The organism is Streptomyces glaucus (genome assembly GCF_039533365.1).
Classification (GTDB): domain Bacteria; phylum Actinomycetota; class Actinomycetes; order Streptomycetales; family Streptomycetaceae; genus Streptomyces; species Streptomyces glaucus.
Genome location: NZ_BAAATK010000015.1, coordinates 105,210 through 120,375 on the forward strand (window position 1 = coordinate 105,210; position 15,166 = coordinate 120,375).

Consider the following 15,166-nt stretch of genomic DNA (forward strand, 5'->3'; position numbering starts at 1 on the left):
CTCAGCGGGAGGCGTCCCGGAAGCGCCGCACCCCCGACGGCGTCACCACCGCGTCCACCGGCCGGTCGTGCTCCTGAGCGGGCACCCGCTCGACGACCTCCGCGTCGTACAGCAGCACCACCAGCGCGGGACGGGCGCCCGCGCGCTCCAGACGGGCCAGCACACGGTCGTACGACCCGCCGCCGCGCCCCAGCCGCACACCGCGCGCGTCGACCGCCAGGCCCGGCAGCAGCACGACGTCGGCGGCGGTCACCGCGTCCGCTCCGAGGCGCTCGCCGGCGGGCTCGAACAGGGCCGTCCGCCCGCCGTGCCGCACGCGCGCCAGGGAGTCCGCCCCCTCGTACACGCCCCAGTCCAGGTCGTTGTCGGGCAGCAGCACCGGCAGCAGGACGCGCGTCCCCCGCGCGCGCAGCGCGTCGAGCAGCGCGCGCGTGCCGGGCTCGGCGCCCACGGAGACGTACGCCGCCACCGTGCGCGCCCCCGCGACCTCGGGCAGCTCCAGCGCCCGCCCGGCCAGCGCCGCCGCGGTCTCCCGCAGGTCATCCGCCGGCAACCGGTTCCTCACCGCGAGGAGTTCTCGCCGCAACGTCCGCTTGTCAGGCTCTGCCGAACCTCCGCTGTGGTCCACTACCGCTCCCGTATTGTCCCCAAAGAGCTCATATGAGCGTCAACTGGCCGGAGCCTCAGAATCCCTGCAAAGGCACCGGATAAGGTGGCGGGCATGACTCAGTCGCACCCTCGGATCAGCAAGGCTGTCATCCCCGCGGCCGGCCTCGGCACCCGGTTCCTGCCGGCCACCAAAGCCACTCCCAAGGAGATGCTGCCGGTCGTGGACAAGCCGGCGATCCAGTACGTGGTCGAAGAGGCGGTCTCCGCCGGCCTCGACGACGTCCTCATGGTGACGGGCCGCAACAAGCGCCCCCTGGAGGACCACTTCGACCGCAACTACGAACTGGAGTCCGCCCTGGAGAAGAAGGGCGACACCGAGCGGCTGGCGAAGGTCCAGGAGTCCAGCGACCTCGCGATGATCCACTACGTCCGCCAGGGCGACCCCAGGGGCCTCGGCCACGCCGTGCTGTGCGCCGCCCCGCACGTCGGCGACGAGCCCTTCGCGGTCCTCCTCGGCGACGACCTGATCGACCCGCGCGACCCGCTCCTCAAGCGCATGATCGAGGTCCAGCAGCAGTACGGCGGCAGCGTCGTCGCCCTCATGGAGGTCGCCCCCGAGCAGATCCACCTCTACGGCTGCGCCGCCGTGGAGGAGACCGAGGACGGCGACGTCGTGAAGGTCGGCGGCCTGGTCGAGAAGCCCGACCCGGCCGACGCCCCCTCCAACTACGCCATCATCGGCCGGTACGTCCTCGACCCGCACGTCTTCGACGTGCTGCGCCGGACCGAGCCGGGCCGCGGCGGCGAGATCCAGCTCACCGACGCGCTCCAGCAGCTCGCGGCGGACGAGAAGGTGGGCGGCCCGGTGCACGGCGTCGTCTTCAAGGGCCGCCGCTATGACACCGGCGACCGCGGCGACTACCTGCGTGCCATCGTCCGACTCGCGTGCGAACGTGAGGACCTGGGCCCGGACTTCCGGACCTGGCTCCACCGTTTCGTAGCCGAGGAGATGCAGCGACCTTGAGCAGCCCCGCGCCCCGCACCACCGGCCAGGACCACCCGGACCAGGACCACCTGTGGTCGGTGGACGAGCACCTGGAGGACATCCTCGCCACCGTCCGCCCCCTGGAGCCCATCGAGCTGAACCTCCTCGACGCCCAGGGCTGCGTCCTGGTCGAGGACGTCACGGTGCCGGTGTCCCTGCCGCCGTTCGACAACAGCTCCATGGACGGGTACGCGGTGCGGGTCGCGGACGTCGCGGGCGCGAGCGAGGAGTTCCCGGCGGTCCTGGAGGTCGTCGGGGACGTGGCGGCGGGCCAGGACGAACCGCTCCCCGTGGGACCCGGCCAGGCCGCCCGCATCATGACCGGCGCCCCGCTGCCGCCCGGCGCCGAGACCGTCGTCCCCGTCGAGTGGACCGACGGCGGGCTCGGCGCGGGCCCGGTGCGCGGCATGCGCGCCCGCAGCCTCGCCCCCGAGGACGCCATGGGCCACGTCCACGTCCACCGGCCGGCCGGGCCCCGCGCGCACGTGCGCGCGGCGGGCAGCGACGTCAGGGCGGGCGACCGCGCCCTGACGGCCGGAACCGTCCTCGGCCCGCCGCAGATCGCGCTGCTCGCCGCGATCGGCCGCGGCACGGTCCGGGTGCACCCGCGCCCGCGCGTGGTCGTGCTCTCCACCGGCAGCGAACTCGTCCAGCCCGGCGAGGAGCTGGGCGGCGGACGGATCTACGACTCCAACAGCTTCGCCCTCACCGCCGCCGCCCGGGACGCCGGCGCCATCGCCTACCGCGTCGGCGCCGTCGCCGACGACGCCGAGACGCTCCGCTCCACCATCGAGGACCAGCTCGTCCGCGCCGACCTCGTGGTCACCACGGGCGGGGTGAGCGTCGGGGCGTACGACGTCGTCAAGGAGGCGCTGGCCCACGTCGGCGACGCGGACGAGCCGGGCGGCGGCGTGGAGTTCCGCCGGCTCGCCATGCAGCCCGGCAAGCCCCAGGGCTTCGGCTCCGTCGGCCCCGACCACACCCCGCTGCTGGCCCTGCCGGGCAACCCGGTCTCGTCGTACGTCTCCTTCGAGCTGTTCGCGCGCCCCGCGATCCGCACCCTCATGGGCCTGACGGACGTCCACCGGCCGCGGACCCGGGCCACCCTCACCGCGGACAAGGCGCTGACCTCCCCGAAGGGCCGCCGCCAGTTCCTGCGCGGCGCGTACGCCGACGGCAGGGTCACCCCGGTCGGCGGCGCCGGGTCGCACCTCGTCGCCGCCCTGGCGCACGCCGACGCGCTGATCGTCGTCCCCGAGGACACCGAGTCCGTCGCGCCCGGCACCGAGGTCGAGGTGGTCCTGCTCCGCTGAGCCCGCGCGGGCCGGTCCCGCCCGGCCGCGTGCCCCCGGTTGGCGGTACCGTGTCGCGCACAGCAGGCCCGCGCCGCACCGCGCCGGGCCCGGACCGGGAGCGCCACGAGAGCATGAGTACCGAGGACCGACTGACGCACCTCGACGAGGCGGGCGCCGCCCGCATGGTCGACGTATCGGAGAAGGACGTGACCGCGCGCACCGCCCGCGCCAGCGGCCGCGTCCTGGTCTCGCCCCGCGTGGTCGAGCTGCTGCGCGGCGCGGGGGTGCCCAAGGGCGACGCCCTGGCCACCGCGCGGATCGCGGGCATCATGGGCGCCAAGCGCACCCCCGACCTGATCCCGCTGTGCCACCCGTTGTCGGTGTCCGGTGTGACACTGGACCTGTCGGTCGCGGACGACGCCGTGGAGATCCGGGCCACCGTGCGGACCACGGACCGCACGGGCGTCGAGATGGAGGCCCTCACCGCGGTCTCCGTCGCCGCGCTCACCGTGATCGACATGGTCAAGGCGGTCGACAAGGGAGCGGTCATCACGGACGTGCGGGTGGAGGAGAAGACGGGCGGCAAGTCGGGCGACTGGAGCCGGTCATGACGTACCGCGCGCTGGTCGTGACCGCCTCGAACAGGGCCGCCGCCGGGGTCTACGAGGACCGGGGCGGTCCGCTGGTCGCCGACGGCCTCGAGGGCCTCGGCTTCGCCGTCGACGGGCCGCGGGTGGTCCCCGACGGCGACCCCGTGGAGGCCGCGCTGCGCGCCGGTGTGGCGGCGGGCTACGACGTGATCGTCACCACGGGCGGCACCGGCCTGTCGCCCACCGACCGCACCCCCGAGGCGACCCGGAAGGTGATCGACCACGAGGTGCCGGGCATCGCGGAGGCCATCCGGGCGTTCGGCCGGGACAAGGTGCCGACCGCGGCGCTCTCCCGCGGCCTGGCCGGAGTGGCACGCGGCACGCTGATCGTCAACCTGCCGGGCTCCACGGGCGGGGTGAGGGACGGGCTGGCCGTCCTGGAGCCCCTGCTGGCGCACGCCGTCGACCAGCTCCGCGGCGGCGACCATCCCGGACCTTCCCCCGGCGCCGCGACGGCCGGGGAGGCCTCCCCGGGGGGTGCGAGCTGAACAGCGCGTCCTGGCCGGTCGAGCTGGTGGACGGCGATGTCCGCCTCCGGCCGATAAAGCTGCGCGACCAGCAGGCCTGGCGCGAGGTCAACCGGCGCAACCGGGACTGGCTGCGCCCCTGGGAGGCGACGATCCCGCCGCCCGGGCCCGGCGGCCCGACGGCGCACCGGCCGACCTACCGGCAGATGGTCCGCCACCTCAGGCGGGAGGCGAGCGCGGGCAGGATGCTGCCGTTCGTCATCGAGTACCAGGGGCGGCTGGTCGGGCAGCTGACGGTGGCCGGGATCACCTGGGGCTCGATGTGCTCGGGCCACGTCGGCTACTGGGTGGACGAGGCGGTGGCCGGCCGCGGGGTGATGCCGACGGCCGTGGCGCTCGTCGTCGACCACTGTTTCCGCACGGTGGGACTGCACCGCATCGAGGTCTGCATTCGCCCGGAGAACGGCCCCAGCCGCCGCGTGGTGGAGAAACTCGGATTCCGGGAGGAAGGGCTCCGGCCGCGTTATCTCCACATCGACGGGGCGTGGCGGGACCACCTGGTCTTCGCGCTCACCGCGGAGGAGGTGCCCGAAGGGCTGCTCGGGCGCTGGCACCGGGCACGCTCCCGGAACGAGCCGCGCAGCAACCCGGGAATCCCGCACGGCCCCGGAAATTGAATAAATGTTCGAAATTGATCGGCCCGTGACCGGCTCCGGACGATGAATTCCCGGCTCCGACGGTCCGCCGAACGGACCAGTCGCAAAAAATTTTCGAAATATCAGCCAGATCGTGCGACACACCGGCGCAATTGGCGGATGGCTCCACACAATCCCCTCTACCGTGTGAGGCGTGAGCAGCAGCGGCCTCATCTACGCAGTCATCGTCGGGGCCTGGGCCGCCTACTTGGTGCCGATGTGGCTCCGTAGGCAGGACGAGCTGAACGAGGCCCGTCCGACGGAGCGCTTCAGCACCGCCATCCGGTTGCTGTCCGGACGGGCGGCGATGGAGCGCCGATACGCCAGGGACCTGCGGGCACGCTCCGCCGAAGAGGGGGAGCCGCCCGTCGGCGACCCGGACGCCGTCACCGAGTCGGTGGACGTCCGGGCCTTCGCCGTGTCCAGGACCCGCCCGCAGACGCGGGTGCCCGTGCCGTCGCCCGCCGAGCGGCCGGAACCGGCCCCCGGTGAGCCGGACCGGCCGGCCCGCGACCCGGCGGCCCGGCAGGCGCCCGAACCCGGCGCCGCCCCCGCCCGCAGGCGGGTGCCCGCCGCCCGGCGCGCCCCCACCGCCCAGGCGACGCAGACGGCCGCGGCCCGTGCCCGGCGCTCGAAGGTCCTCGCGCGCCGCCGGCGCACCACCATCGTGCTCTTCCTCGCCTTCACGCTCGGCGCGATCGTCGCGGCGGTCGGCGGATTCGCGTTCCTGTGGGCGCCCGGGGTGCCCGCCGTGCTGCTCAGCGCGTACATCGCGTATCTGCGCTCCCAGGAACGCCGCCGGTTCGCCTACCAGATGGACCGCCGCCGGGCCGAGGCCGCGGCGCAGCGGCTGCGGGAACGCGAGCGGCAGCCGCGCCGGCGCCCGTCCCCGTCCCCGTCCCCGGACGCGGACGCCGACGCCGAGGAGCCGGACGAAGAACCCGCACCCGAGCCGGACCCCGGCCTGTCGGCGCTGGCCGCGGACCGGCGGGCGCTGGTCGAGCAGACCGACCACGCCGAGTGGGTCGACCAGCAGCGCGAACGGCAGCGCCGGCCGGGACAGGGCGAGAGCTGGGAACCGGTCCCGGTGCCGCTGCCGACGTACGTGACCGCGCCGGTCGCCCCGCGGGCCACGGCCGACGTGGACCTGGGAGCGCCGGACGCCTGGAGCTCGGCGCGCTCCGGCCCCGTTCCCCGGGACCCCGAGGAGACGGCCGGCGGCGCCGACGGCGCCGGGGACGCCGCGCCGGACACCGGTCCCGGCGCGGAGGACGGGGCGGACGGCGACGGGCGCGGTGACGCCCGCCGGGCCGCCTCCGCCCGGCGGGCGCGGGAGCGGGGCCGCACCCCGCTGTTCGACCAGTACGAGGACGGCGACCGGCCGCGGGCCGCCAACGAGTAGGCCCCGGGGCACCCCTCGGGAGGCCGCCCGGGGAGCGGATTTCCAAGCACGCCGATCGGGGTGCTAAAGTTTCACTCGTTGCAAGGGCCTGTGGCGCAGTCCGGTAGCGCACCTCGTTCGCATCGAGGGGGCCAGGGGTTCAAATCCCCTCAGGTCCACCGCAACAACTGTCCGCGAGACAGTTGAAGAGATCCCGCCCGGTCGGTCGACCGGGCGGGATTCTTCTTTGTGCGGGGACGGGCCGCGGCGCACGGCGACTGCGGTGCCGCTCCGCGGTGCTGAGTCCCCGTCAGCCGGTCACTCCCGTACCCCCGCCCCCGCCACCACTGCCCGCCGCAGTGCGAGCGCCGCCGGGAGGACCGACGCGGCGACGGCGAGGACGGCGCAGGCCGCGGCCGCCGCGGCGAGCGCCGGCCAGGGGAACACGACCACCACCGGAGCCGACAGCAGGGCCAGGGCGCCGCCCATGCCGAGCAGGCCGAAGGCCGTGACCAGCAGGCCCAGCACGGTGCCGACGGCCACCACCGTCAAAGCCTCCGCGGCGACCAGGCGCAGCACCTGGGCGCCCGTGGCGCCCGCGAGCCGCAGGGCCGCCAGGTCGCGCAGGCGCCCGGAGGCCGCCGTCGCCAGGGTGCCCACGACGCAGATGCCGGTGTAGAGCAGGGAGATGCCGAGGACCAGCAGCAGGCCCGCGCGGGTCGTGCCGTCGGCCCGGGGCGAAGTCGCCCGCAGCCACGCCTCCTTGGGGAGCACCCGTCCTTCCGCGGCCACCGCCTTCCGCAGCGCCGCCGCCACCGTGGCCGCCCGCGCGTCCCGCGCCACCTTCACGTCCACCCGGTCCACCACGGCGCCCGGCGCGTTCGCCGGGGTGACGTACACGCCGTTGTCACCGGTGCCGACGGGCAGCACCGCGGCGATCCGCAGCGACCTGCGGGTGCCGTCGCCGAGCCAGACGGTCACGCGCTGCCCGACGGTGTGGTGCCGCCATTCCTCGTCGACGACGATCGAGTCGTCGTCGAGATCGGTGATCCGGCCGGCCGTCAGTGGCAGCCGCACGGTCCGGGCCAGCGCCCGCGGGTCGGCCGCGCGCGCCTCGGACCGGATCAGCGCCACGCCGTCCTCCAGGACGTGGACGGCGCTCGCCGCGGTGGCCGAGACCTCGGCGCCGGGCACCGCCCGCAGCCGCCGCACCGTCGCCGGGCCCAGGCCGCCGTCGGACGTCACCACGAAGTCGGCGGCGGTCCGCGCCCGGACCTCGGCCGCCCGCGCCCGGTCCAGGGTCGCCGTGGCCCCGAGCAGCGAACCCGTGAGCGCCACCATGACCAGCACGGGCGCCGCGACCGAGGCCGTACGGCGGGCCGCGGCGGCGGCGCTCTCCCGCACCAGCATCCCGCCCGCGCCGGGCAGCCGGGAGAGCGGCCACGCGAGCAGCCGGACCAGCGGACGCACCAGGACCGGCGCCAGCAGCGCCACCGCCGTGATCAGCAGCAGGGGGCGGCTGACGTAGGTCTTGCGGTGCAGCAGGTCGGCCGGGTCGGTCCACAGCGTCACCGCCAGGGTCACGACGGCCGTGCCCAGCAGGGCCGCCCCGCACAGCAGGCGGCCCCGCGTCAGGGCGCCGCCGTCGGCCGACGCCTCCCGCAGCGCCTCGACGGGGCCGGTCCGCCCGGCCCGCCAGGACGCGGCCACCACCCCGCACAGGGCGACCAGCAGCCCCGTCCAGAACGCCAGGTGGTACGGCCAGACGGCGCCGCCGATGGTGAACCAGCCGGGCGCGAGGCCCTCGCCGACCACCCACGCGGCCAGGTGCGGGGCGGCGCAGCCGCCGAGCGCGCAGCCCGCCGCCGAGGCGAGCACGCCGATCAGCAGCGCCTGCGCGCACACCGTCCGGCGGATCTGCCCCGGCGTGGCGCCCGCCGTGCGCAGCAGCCCGAACTCCCGGCGCCGCTGGGCGACCACGAAGGCGAAGGTGGACGCCACCACGAACACGGACACGAAACCGGCGACCCCGCCGGCCGTCCCGAACAGGGCGTTCAGCGCGGTCAGGGCCTCGCGGTCCCGGTCGGGGCGGGCGTCCGCGAGCCGCCGCGCGTCACCGGTGAGGACCCGGACGCCGGAACCCACCGCGCGCCGCACCTCCGCCGGGTCCGCGGCCACGACCAGCCGGGTGCTCACCGGCGACAGAGCCGCCGCTCGGGCGTCGGTGTAGAAGACGGCCCGCTCGAAGCCGAGATCGCCCACCGTGCCCACCACCCGCACGGTGCCGTGACCGGTGCGCAGCCGCTGCCCGATCCGCGCCCATCCGCCGGTGGCCACCACCTCGTCGGCGGCCCCGGGCGCGCGGCCCGCGGTCAGTTCGTACCGGGCGAACGCCGCCGTCGACCACGGGTGCCCCACCAGGCCGTCGGGTCCGCCCGCGGCCCGTACGGGGAAGGAGCGGTCCTCGGTGACCGGGCCCAGCCGGCGCAGCGCGGCGACGGTGCGGGCCGGGACGGGCCGCGGGTGGGCCAGCTTCTGCGTCCGCACGCCGATCGGGGTCGGCACGCGCAGGGTGTCCTGCCCGGTCACCACCACCGGCGCCGCCGCGAACCGCTCCGGGCGGCGCTCGGGCGCGTCCAGGGAGGCGGCGAGGGCCAGGCCCATGACGGTGATCAGCGCGACGCCGAGCGTCAGCGCCACGAAGGACCCGGCGAAGGCGGTCCGGCGGGTGCGCAGGGTGTTCAGGGCCAGGCTCAGCACGGGAGAGCCTCCAGCGCCGTCGTCCGCGCCGCGATCTCACCGGCCGAGGCCCCCCGCAGCTCCCCGTGCACCCGCCCGTCGACCAGGAACACCACCCGGTCCGCGTACGACGCGGCCACCGGGTCGTGGGTGACCGTCACCACCGTCCGCCCCTCGGCGTCGACCATGCCCCGCAGCAGCTCCAGCACCTCGCGGCCGGTGCGCGCGTCGAGCGCACCGGTCGGCTCGTCGCCGAACAGCACCTCGGGACGGGTGACCAGGGCGCGGGCCAGCGCGACCCGCTGCTGCTGGCCGCCCGACAGCTGCGCCGGCCGGTGCCCCGCCCGCTCCCCGAGGCCGACCCGGTGCAGCGCCTCCCGCACCCGCGCCCGCGACGGGCGCCGGCCGGCCAGGCGCAGCGGCAGCGCCACGTTCTGCTCGGCGGTCAGCGACGGCAGCAGGTTGAACGCCTGGAACACGAACCCGACGCGCTCCCGGCGCAGCAGCGTCAGCCGCCGCTCGCCCAGCGTCGTCAGCTCCGTCTCCCCGAGCCGCACCGAGCCCGAGGTGGGCCGGTCCAGCCCGGCCGCGCACTGCAGCAGGGTGGACTTGCCGGAGCCGGAGGGGCCCATGACCGCGGTGAAGGTGCCCGCGGGGAAGTCGAGCGAGACGCCGTCGAGCGCGGTCACGGCGGTGCCGCCCGTCCCGTACCGCCTGCTCACCGCGCGCAGTTCGATCGCGTTGGATGTCATCTGCCCCACTGCCCCCATCGGTCGGTGTCGAGAGCTCCACCCCATCCCGGGACGGCCCTCCGGGTCAGTGCGGCAGGACCGAGACCCGGGGTAGGGCCAGACATACTCCCCGGCCTCCCCCTGGACCGATGGCCCCGGCTGCCGCCCGGCTCCTACGGTGATCCCCATGACGGTGTGGCGGGCGCTCGGCGGGCGCGGGTATCTGGGGTCGGCGTGGCCCTGGCGGGCGGTCGCGTTCCTCGGCAGCGGGGCGCTGTTCGGGGCGGTCGTGCTGGTGGTGGTCGCCGTCGGCGCCGTGACCGGGGGCGCGCTCGCCGTGGTCCTGCTCGGGCTGCCGCTGCTGGTGCTCACCGCGCTGGCCGGGATACCCGTGGCCGCCGTGGAGCGGCGGCGGCTGCGGCTGGCCGGGGTGGGGCCGCTGCCCGCCGGGCGGCACCGGATGCCGCACGGGCCGGGCCTGACGCCGTGGCTGACGACCCGGCTCGGGGAGCCGGCGACCTGGCGGGAGCTGGCGTACGCGGTCCTGCTCGCGCTGGTGCTGTGGCCGGTGGACGCGCTGGCCGTCGTCCTCGGCGCGGGGGTGCCGCTGTCCCTGGTCGCCGTGCCCGTGCTGGTCGGCGTCGACGGCGAGGCCAAGGCGGCCAAGCTGTGGACCGTGGACACCTGGCCCGGCGCCGTCGGGACCGCCGCGCTCGGGCTCGTCCTGCTGGCGGCCGGCGCCTACGCCCTGGGGGCCGTGGCCGGGGCGCGGGCCGAGCTGGCGCGGCTGCTGCTGACCTCGAAGGAGAGCGAACTGGTGCGGTCCCGGGTGCGGCTGGTGGACGCCTTCGAGGCGGAGCGCCGCCGTATCGAACGCGACCTGCACGACGGCGCCCAGCAGCGCCTGGTCGCCCTCACCATGGCCCTGGGCCTCGCCCGCCTCGACGCCCCGCCCGGCCCCCTCGCCGACCAGCTCGCCGGGGCCCACCGGGAGGCCGAACAGGCCCTGGCGGAACTGCGCGAGCTCATCCACGGCATCCACCCCAAGGTCCTCGCCGACCACGGCCTCGAGGCCGCCGTCGCCGACGCCGCCGACCGCAGCCCCATCCCCGTCGACCTGAGCCTGGAGCTGCCCGGCCGGCTGCCCCGGGCCGTCGAGAGCGCCGCCTACTTCGTGGTCCGCGAGGCCCTCGCCAACATCGCCCGGCACAGCGGCGCGCGGCGCGCCGAGGTGAGCGGCGGCCACGACGGCGCACGGCTCGTCCTCGCGGTGCGCGACGACGGCCGCGGCGGCGCGGACCCGGCCGGCGGCAGCGGCCTGACCGGACTCGCCGACCGGGTGTCCGTGCTCGATGGCAGACTCTCCCTGTCCAGCCCGCCGGGCGGGCCGACCCTGCTGCGTGTGGAGATCCCTTGCCGGCCGACCCCATCGGAAGACCCCTGCGCATAGTCCTCGCCGAGGACAGCGTCCTGCTGCGCGAGGGCCTCGTCGGCCTGCTGGGCCGCTTCGGGCACGAGGTCGTCGCGGCGGTCGGCGACGCGGACGCGCTGCGCGCCGCGGTCGCCGGGCACGCGCCCGACGCCGTGGTGACGGACGTGCGGATGCCGCCCGGTTTCCAGGACGAGGGGCTGCAGGCGGCCGTGCGGCTGCGCGCGGAGCGGCCCGGGCTGCCGGTGCTGGTGCTCAGCCAGTACGTGCAGCGGGCCTACGCCGCCGAGCTGCTCGACTCCGGCGACGGCACGGGAGTCGGCTACCTGCTCAAGGACCGCGTCGGCCGGGTCGAGGAGTTCGCCGCCGCGCTCGCCGAGGTGGCCGCCGGCGGCACGGTCGTCGATCCCGAGGTGGTCCGGCAACTGCTGCGCCGGCGCCGGGACCCGCTCGCGCGGCTCACCCCGCGCGAACGGGAGGTGCTGGCGCTGGTCGCCGAGGGCCGGTCCAACAGCGCGATCGCGCGGGCGCTGGTGGTGTCCGAGGCGGCCGTCGGCAAGCACATCGGCAGCATCCTCGCCAAGCTGGACCTGCCGCCCGCGGACGACACCCATCGCCGGGTGCTGGCGGTCCTCGCCTTCCTGCGGGCGTGAGCCACGGCCTCGGCCACCGCCACGTCCTCGGCCGCGCCTTCGATTCCGGCGCAGGCTTCGGCACAGGCTTCGGCTTCGGCTTCGGCTTCGGCTTCGGTCACAGCTTCTTCGCGTAGCACAGACTGGACTCGTGGAAGCGGTAGTAGCCGAACTTCTCGCACGGCTCGTAGCCGCTGGAGAGGTACAGGGCGACGGCCTCCGGCTGCTTGGTGCCGGTCTCCAGGACCATGCGCAGGCGGCCGGCCGCGCGGGCGTCCTCCTCCAGGGCCGCCAGGATCCGGCGGGCCAGGCCCCGGCCGCGCATCTCCTCGACCACGAACATCCGCTTCAGCTCGGCGTCCCCGTCGCGGTTGCCCTCGCCGTTGGTGTCCTGGGCGCGCCAGCCGCCCGAGGCGACGGGCGTGCCGTCCTCGTCGTACGCGATCAGGTACAGGCCGTTCGGCGGCTCGAAGTCCCGCGGGTCCATGGGCGTGGCGTCGCCCCCGTCGCCGTAGCGCAGGTCGTACTCGGCCTGGACCAGGTCGTTGAGCTTGACGGCGTCGGGGTGGTCGAAGGGAACCCGGCGTATATCCATGCTGCGCACCGTATACCAATTCATCACGAGGGGAGGGTCCGATCCCGGTCCAGAACCGGACTCGGTCCAGTGTGCAGGTAAGGTGCCGGGGTGCTCACCGCGACCTCCGCCGGCGCCTTCGGAGGGGCCGGCGGTGACGGCGAAGGAGAGTGTTGTGCTGACGGTGACCTCCGTGAACGTCAACGGGCTCCGGGCCGCCGCGAAGAAGGGCTTCGTGGAGTGGCTCGCGGGCACGGACGCCGACGTGCTGTGCCTGCAGGAGGTGCGGGCCGAGCCGCAGCAGCTGCCCGAGCAGGTCCGCACCCCCGACGGCTGGCACGTGGTGCACGCCCCGGCCGCCGCCAAGGGCCGCGCCGGCGTCTCCCTCTACACCCGCCGCGAGCCCGACCGCGTCCGGATCGGCTTCGGCTCGGCGGAGTTCGACACCAGCGGGCGGTACGTCGAGGCCGACCTGCCCGGCGTCACCGTCGCCTCCCTCTACCTGCCCTCCGGCGAGGTCGGCACCGAGCGGCAGGAGGAGAAGGTCCGCTTCATGGACGAGTTCCTCGCCTACCTGAAGGACCTGCGCGAACGCGCCGCCGCCGACGGCCGGGAGGTGCTGGTCTGCGGCGACTGGAACATCGCCCACCGGCAGGCCGACCTGAAGAACTGGCGCGGCAACACCAAGAACTCCGGCTTCCTGCCCGAGGAGCGGGAGTGGCTGGACCGCGTCTTCGACCCGGCGGACGGCGGATACGTCGACGTCGTGCGGGCGCTGCACCCGGACGTCGAGGGCCCGTACACGTGGTGGTCCTACCGGGGGCGGGCCTTCGACAACGACGCGGGGTGGCGGATCGATCTGGCCGTGGCGACGCCCGGCCTCGCGTCCAGGGCGGTCAAGGGGTTCGTGGAGCGGGCGGCCGGTCACGCGGAGCGGTGGTCCGATCACGCTCCCGTGACCGTCGTCTTCGAGAGCTGACGCGCGGCGCGCCGTCGCGCGCGCCGCGTTTCGCCGCGGCGCGGGCGGCGTCGGGCCGGCGGCCGTACCGCCCACGCCGGCGAGGTCTTCCGGCGGCGGGCGGGCGGCGACCCGCCCGCCGCGCGGCCGGAGACCGGGGCCGGGTCCGGCCCGCCCCCGTCACTTCTCCTGCGTCCAGGCGAGCGTGATCCGCGTGTCGCTGAAGCGCCAGCCCGCCGGGGTCCGCACCGCGGTGCAGGCCACCCGCAGGCCGCTCGTCCGGTGGGGCGGTTCGCCGTCGCGGTAGAAGTGCACGAGCTGGTTCGCCGTGGCCTTCGCGCGGTCGCCGTCCACCCGCACCAGCACGTCGCCGTGCATGTGCTGGGTGTGCTCCCCCTCGACCCGGCTCCGCTTCAGGTGGGCGGTCACCTCCTCCAGGCCGCGCAGCTCGCCGCGCGGCGAATGTGCCACGACGTCGTCGGTGTAGACGGTGTGGGCGTCGTCGTGGCGTTGTTCGTCCAGCAGGTTGGCGAGGCGGGCGAACAGGTCGGCGATCTCGATGCGGTCGGCGGTCCGGGTGTCGGTGGTCACGACGTCTCCTCTGGTGACGACTCCAATGTTGGTGTCACCAACACTAGCCCAGAGTGTGGGTCTCGCCAACACTGTTACGGTGGTCGCCATGGACGAGATCCCGGAGCGCCTGACCACGAAGCCGAGCTGGCTGATCGCCCAACTGGCCGTGCACGTCCGCCGGCTGGTGTTCGACGGTTTCACCGCCGCGGGAGCGCGCGGATACCACTACCGCATCCTGGCCGCCCTGCAGGAGTTCGGGCCCGCGAGCCAGGCGGAGCTCGGCCGCCGGTGCCGCATCGACCGCAGCGACGTCGTGGCGGCCGTCGGCGAACTGGTCGAGCGGGGCTTCGTCGACCGGACGCCGGACCCGGACCACGGGCGGCGCAACAGGGTGACCCTCACCGCGGACGGCGCCCGGCAGCTGCGGCGCATGGACCGGGTGCTCGACCAGGTGCAGGACGACCTGCTGGAGCCGCTGTCGGCCGAGGAGCGGGAGACCCTGACGCGCCTGCTCGGCCGGGTTCTCGCCCGGCACGAACCGCGGTGACCGCCTGCTCGCCCGCTCGGCCCGGCCGGGCTCCGGAGCGGCTCACCGACGGGGCGGCTTGCCGACGGGGCGGCCGGGCACGGAGGGCCCCGGCCCGCGGGACGGACGCGATCCGCCGGACGGGCGTGGTCGCTACGCCTGCTTCCGCAGCCGCCGGTCCAGCGCCAGGGACAGTTCCGCCTCCACCACGCTCTTGGCGAGCGGGCGCAGGCGGTGCAGGGCTTCCTCGGAGGCGTGACGGAGGATCAGGCCGGTGAAGAGCTCCGCGAGGGCGTCGGCGTGTTCGCGGACGCGTCTGCCGGCGGCCAGGACCTCCGCGAGCGGGATGCCCTCGCGGACCAGGGCCGAGGAGCCGTCCAGCAGGCGGCGGCTGATGTGGACGATCTCGTCGCCGTCGGTGCCGAGGTAGCCGAGTTCCAGGGCGGCGGCGAGGTTCTCCGGGGTGACCTCGCCCTCGAAGCGGGCGGCGAGTTCCTCGGGGGTGAGGCGGACCGGGGTCTCCTCGGTGGGCTCGCCGAGGCCCAGCAGGTCGCCGACGTCGCGGCCGTGGTCGAAGGCGTCGGCCAGTTCCGCGATGCCGCTGAGGGTGTGGCCGCGCTCCAGCAGCGCCGCGATGGTGCGCAGGCGGGCCAGGTGGTGGTCGTCGTACCAGGCGATGCGGCCCTCGCGGCGCGGCGGCGGGAGCAGCTTGCGCTCGCGGTAGAAGCGCAGGGTGCGCACTGTGATGCCGGCCAGGCGGGCCAGTTCTTCCATGCGGTACTCACGCTTCTCGGCCACCTGGGCACCTTAAGTCGTACCGCCGGTAACTTTCCCGGCGCCGACCCCTACCGGTCGGTATGCC

The 15,166-nt window shown here is 75.5% G+C and carries 16 protein-coding genes and 1 tRNA gene; 11 read left to right on the top strand and 6 right to left on the bottom strand.

The genetic code is table 11. The features are described 5' to 3' along the window. Nucleotide 1 precedes the first annotated feature (1 nt). On the bottom strand, nucleotides 2–628 hold the full coding sequence (locus tag ABD363_RS14085) for a 5-formyltetrahydrofolate cyclo-ligase (protein WP_344603165.1): 627 nt from the start codon (nucleotides 626–628) through the stop codon (nucleotides 2–4). A gap of 93 nt (nucleotides 629–721) precedes the next feature. Here ABD363_RS14085 and galU point away from each other — a divergent pair, with 93 nt between their 5' ends. The 7 genes from galU (at nucleotide 722) to ABD363_RS14120 (ending at nucleotide 6,321) form a co-directional block, all read left to right on the top strand. Next, the gene (gene galU, locus ABD363_RS14090; RefSeq protein WP_344603167.1) at nucleotides 722–1,633 is read left to right on the top strand and encodes a UTP--glucose-1-phosphate uridylyltransferase GalU; all 912 of its coding nucleotides are present in this window, start codon (nucleotides 722–724) and stop codon (nucleotides 1,631–1,633) included. Further along, entirely contained in the window at nucleotides 1,630–2,967 is a 1,338-nt protein-coding gene (gene glp, locus ABD363_RS14095; protein ID WP_344603169.1) for a molybdotransferase-like divisome protein Glp, read from the top strand. The genes galU and glp overlap by 4 nt, the downstream gene beginning before the upstream one ends. Before the next feature lie 113 nt (nucleotides 2,968–3,080). After that, entirely contained in the window at nucleotides 3,081–3,560 is a 480-nt protein-coding gene (moaC, locus tag ABD363_RS14100) for a cyclic pyranopterin monophosphate synthase MoaC (RefSeq protein WP_344603171.1), read from the top strand. After that, nucleotides 3,557–4,087 carry a MogA/MoaB family molybdenum cofactor biosynthesis protein gene (locus tag ABD363_RS14105; protein ID WP_344603173.1) on the top strand — a complete coding sequence of 177 codons (531 nt, stop codon included), beginning with the start codon at nucleotides 3,557–3,559 and terminating at the stop codon, nucleotides 4,085–4,087. The genes moaC and ABD363_RS14105 overlap by 4 nt, the downstream gene beginning before the upstream one ends. Nucleotides 4,088–4,110: 23 nt before the next feature. Further along, complete coding sequence (locus ABD363_RS14110) at nucleotides 4,111–4,743, top strand: GNAT family N-acetyltransferase (protein ID WP_344603249.1); 633 nt, start codon at nucleotides 4,111–4,113, stop codon at nucleotides 4,741–4,743. Nucleotides 4,744–4,915: 172 nt separating this feature from the next. Further along, a complete protein-coding gene (gene sepX, locus ABD363_RS14115) occupies nucleotides 4,916–6,163 on the top strand; it encodes a divisome protein SepX/GlpR (protein ID WP_344603175.1) in 1,248 nt (415 codons plus the stop codon). An 84-nt stretch (nucleotides 6,164–6,247) separates the two neighbouring features. Then, nucleotides 6,248–6,321: transfer RNA gene (locus ABD363_RS14120), tRNA-Ala, on the top strand. 139 nt (nucleotides 6,322–6,460) lie between these two features. Here the strand turns inward: ABD363_RS14120 and ABD363_RS14125 are convergent. Both ABD363_RS14125 and ABD363_RS14130 read right to left on the bottom strand, forming a co-directional pair. Further along, a complete protein-coding gene (locus tag ABD363_RS14125; protein WP_344603177.1) occupies nucleotides 6,461–8,902 on the bottom strand; it encodes an FtsX-like permease family protein in 2,442 nt (813 codons plus the stop codon). Next, a complete protein-coding gene (locus tag ABD363_RS14130; RefSeq protein WP_344603179.1) occupies nucleotides 8,896–9,633 on the bottom strand; it encodes an ABC transporter ATP-binding protein in 738 nt (245 codons plus the stop codon). The genes ABD363_RS14125 and ABD363_RS14130 overlap by 7 nt, the downstream gene beginning before the upstream one ends. A gap of 166 nt (nucleotides 9,634–9,799) precedes the next feature. Between ABD363_RS14130 and ABD363_RS14135 the strand changes: the two genes are divergently transcribed. Together ABD363_RS14135 and ABD363_RS14140 are read left to right on the top strand one after the other, a co-directional pair. Further along, complete coding sequence (locus ABD363_RS14135; protein WP_344603181.1) at nucleotides 9,800–11,062, top strand: sensor histidine kinase; 1,263 nt, start codon at nucleotides 9,800–9,802, stop codon at nucleotides 11,060–11,062. Then, nucleotides 11,041–11,694 carry a response regulator gene (locus ABD363_RS14140; RefSeq protein WP_344603251.1) on the top strand — a complete coding sequence of 218 codons (654 nt, stop codon included), beginning with the start codon at nucleotides 11,041–11,043 and terminating at the stop codon, nucleotides 11,692–11,694. The genes ABD363_RS14135 and ABD363_RS14140 overlap by 22 nt, the downstream gene beginning before the upstream one ends. Before the next feature lie 97 nt (nucleotides 11,695–11,791). Here ABD363_RS14140 and ABD363_RS14145 read toward each other — a convergent pair whose 3' ends face one another. Continuing rightward, nucleotides 11,792–12,268 carry a GNAT family N-acetyltransferase gene (locus tag ABD363_RS14145; protein ID WP_344603183.1) on the bottom strand — a complete coding sequence of 159 codons (477 nt, stop codon included), beginning with the start codon at nucleotides 12,266–12,268 and terminating at the stop codon, nucleotides 11,792–11,794. A 154-nt stretch (nucleotides 12,269–12,422) separates the two neighbouring features. On the opposite strand from ABD363_RS14145, the gene ABD363_RS14150 reads away from it, so the two are divergent. Then, entirely contained in the window at nucleotides 12,423–13,226 is an 804-nt protein-coding gene (locus ABD363_RS14150) for an exodeoxyribonuclease III (RefSeq protein ID WP_344603185.1), read from the top strand. A 159-nt stretch (nucleotides 13,227–13,385) separates the two neighbouring features. On the opposite strand, the gene ABD363_RS14155 is transcribed toward ABD363_RS14150, so the two are convergent. Continuing rightward, entirely contained in the window at nucleotides 13,386–13,796 is a 411-nt protein-coding gene (locus ABD363_RS14155; RefSeq protein ID WP_344603187.1) for a nuclear transport factor 2 family protein, read from the bottom strand. An 88-nt stretch (nucleotides 13,797–13,884) separates the two neighbouring features. Here ABD363_RS14155 and ABD363_RS14160 point away from each other — a divergent pair, with 88 nt between their 5' ends. Continuing rightward, nucleotides 13,885–14,325, top strand: a complete 441-nt coding sequence (locus ABD363_RS14160) for a MarR family winged helix-turn-helix transcriptional regulator (RefSeq protein ID WP_344603189.1) — start codon at nucleotides 13,885–13,887, stop codon at nucleotides 14,323–14,325. Between the two features lie 132 nt (nucleotides 14,326–14,457). Here ABD363_RS14160 and ABD363_RS14165 read toward each other — a convergent pair whose 3' ends face one another. Next, complete coding sequence (locus ABD363_RS14165) at nucleotides 14,458–15,102, bottom strand: MerR family transcriptional regulator (protein WP_344603191.1); 645 nt, start codon at nucleotides 15,100–15,102, stop codon at nucleotides 14,458–14,460. Between the last annotated feature and the right edge of the window lie 64 nt (nucleotides 15,103–15,166).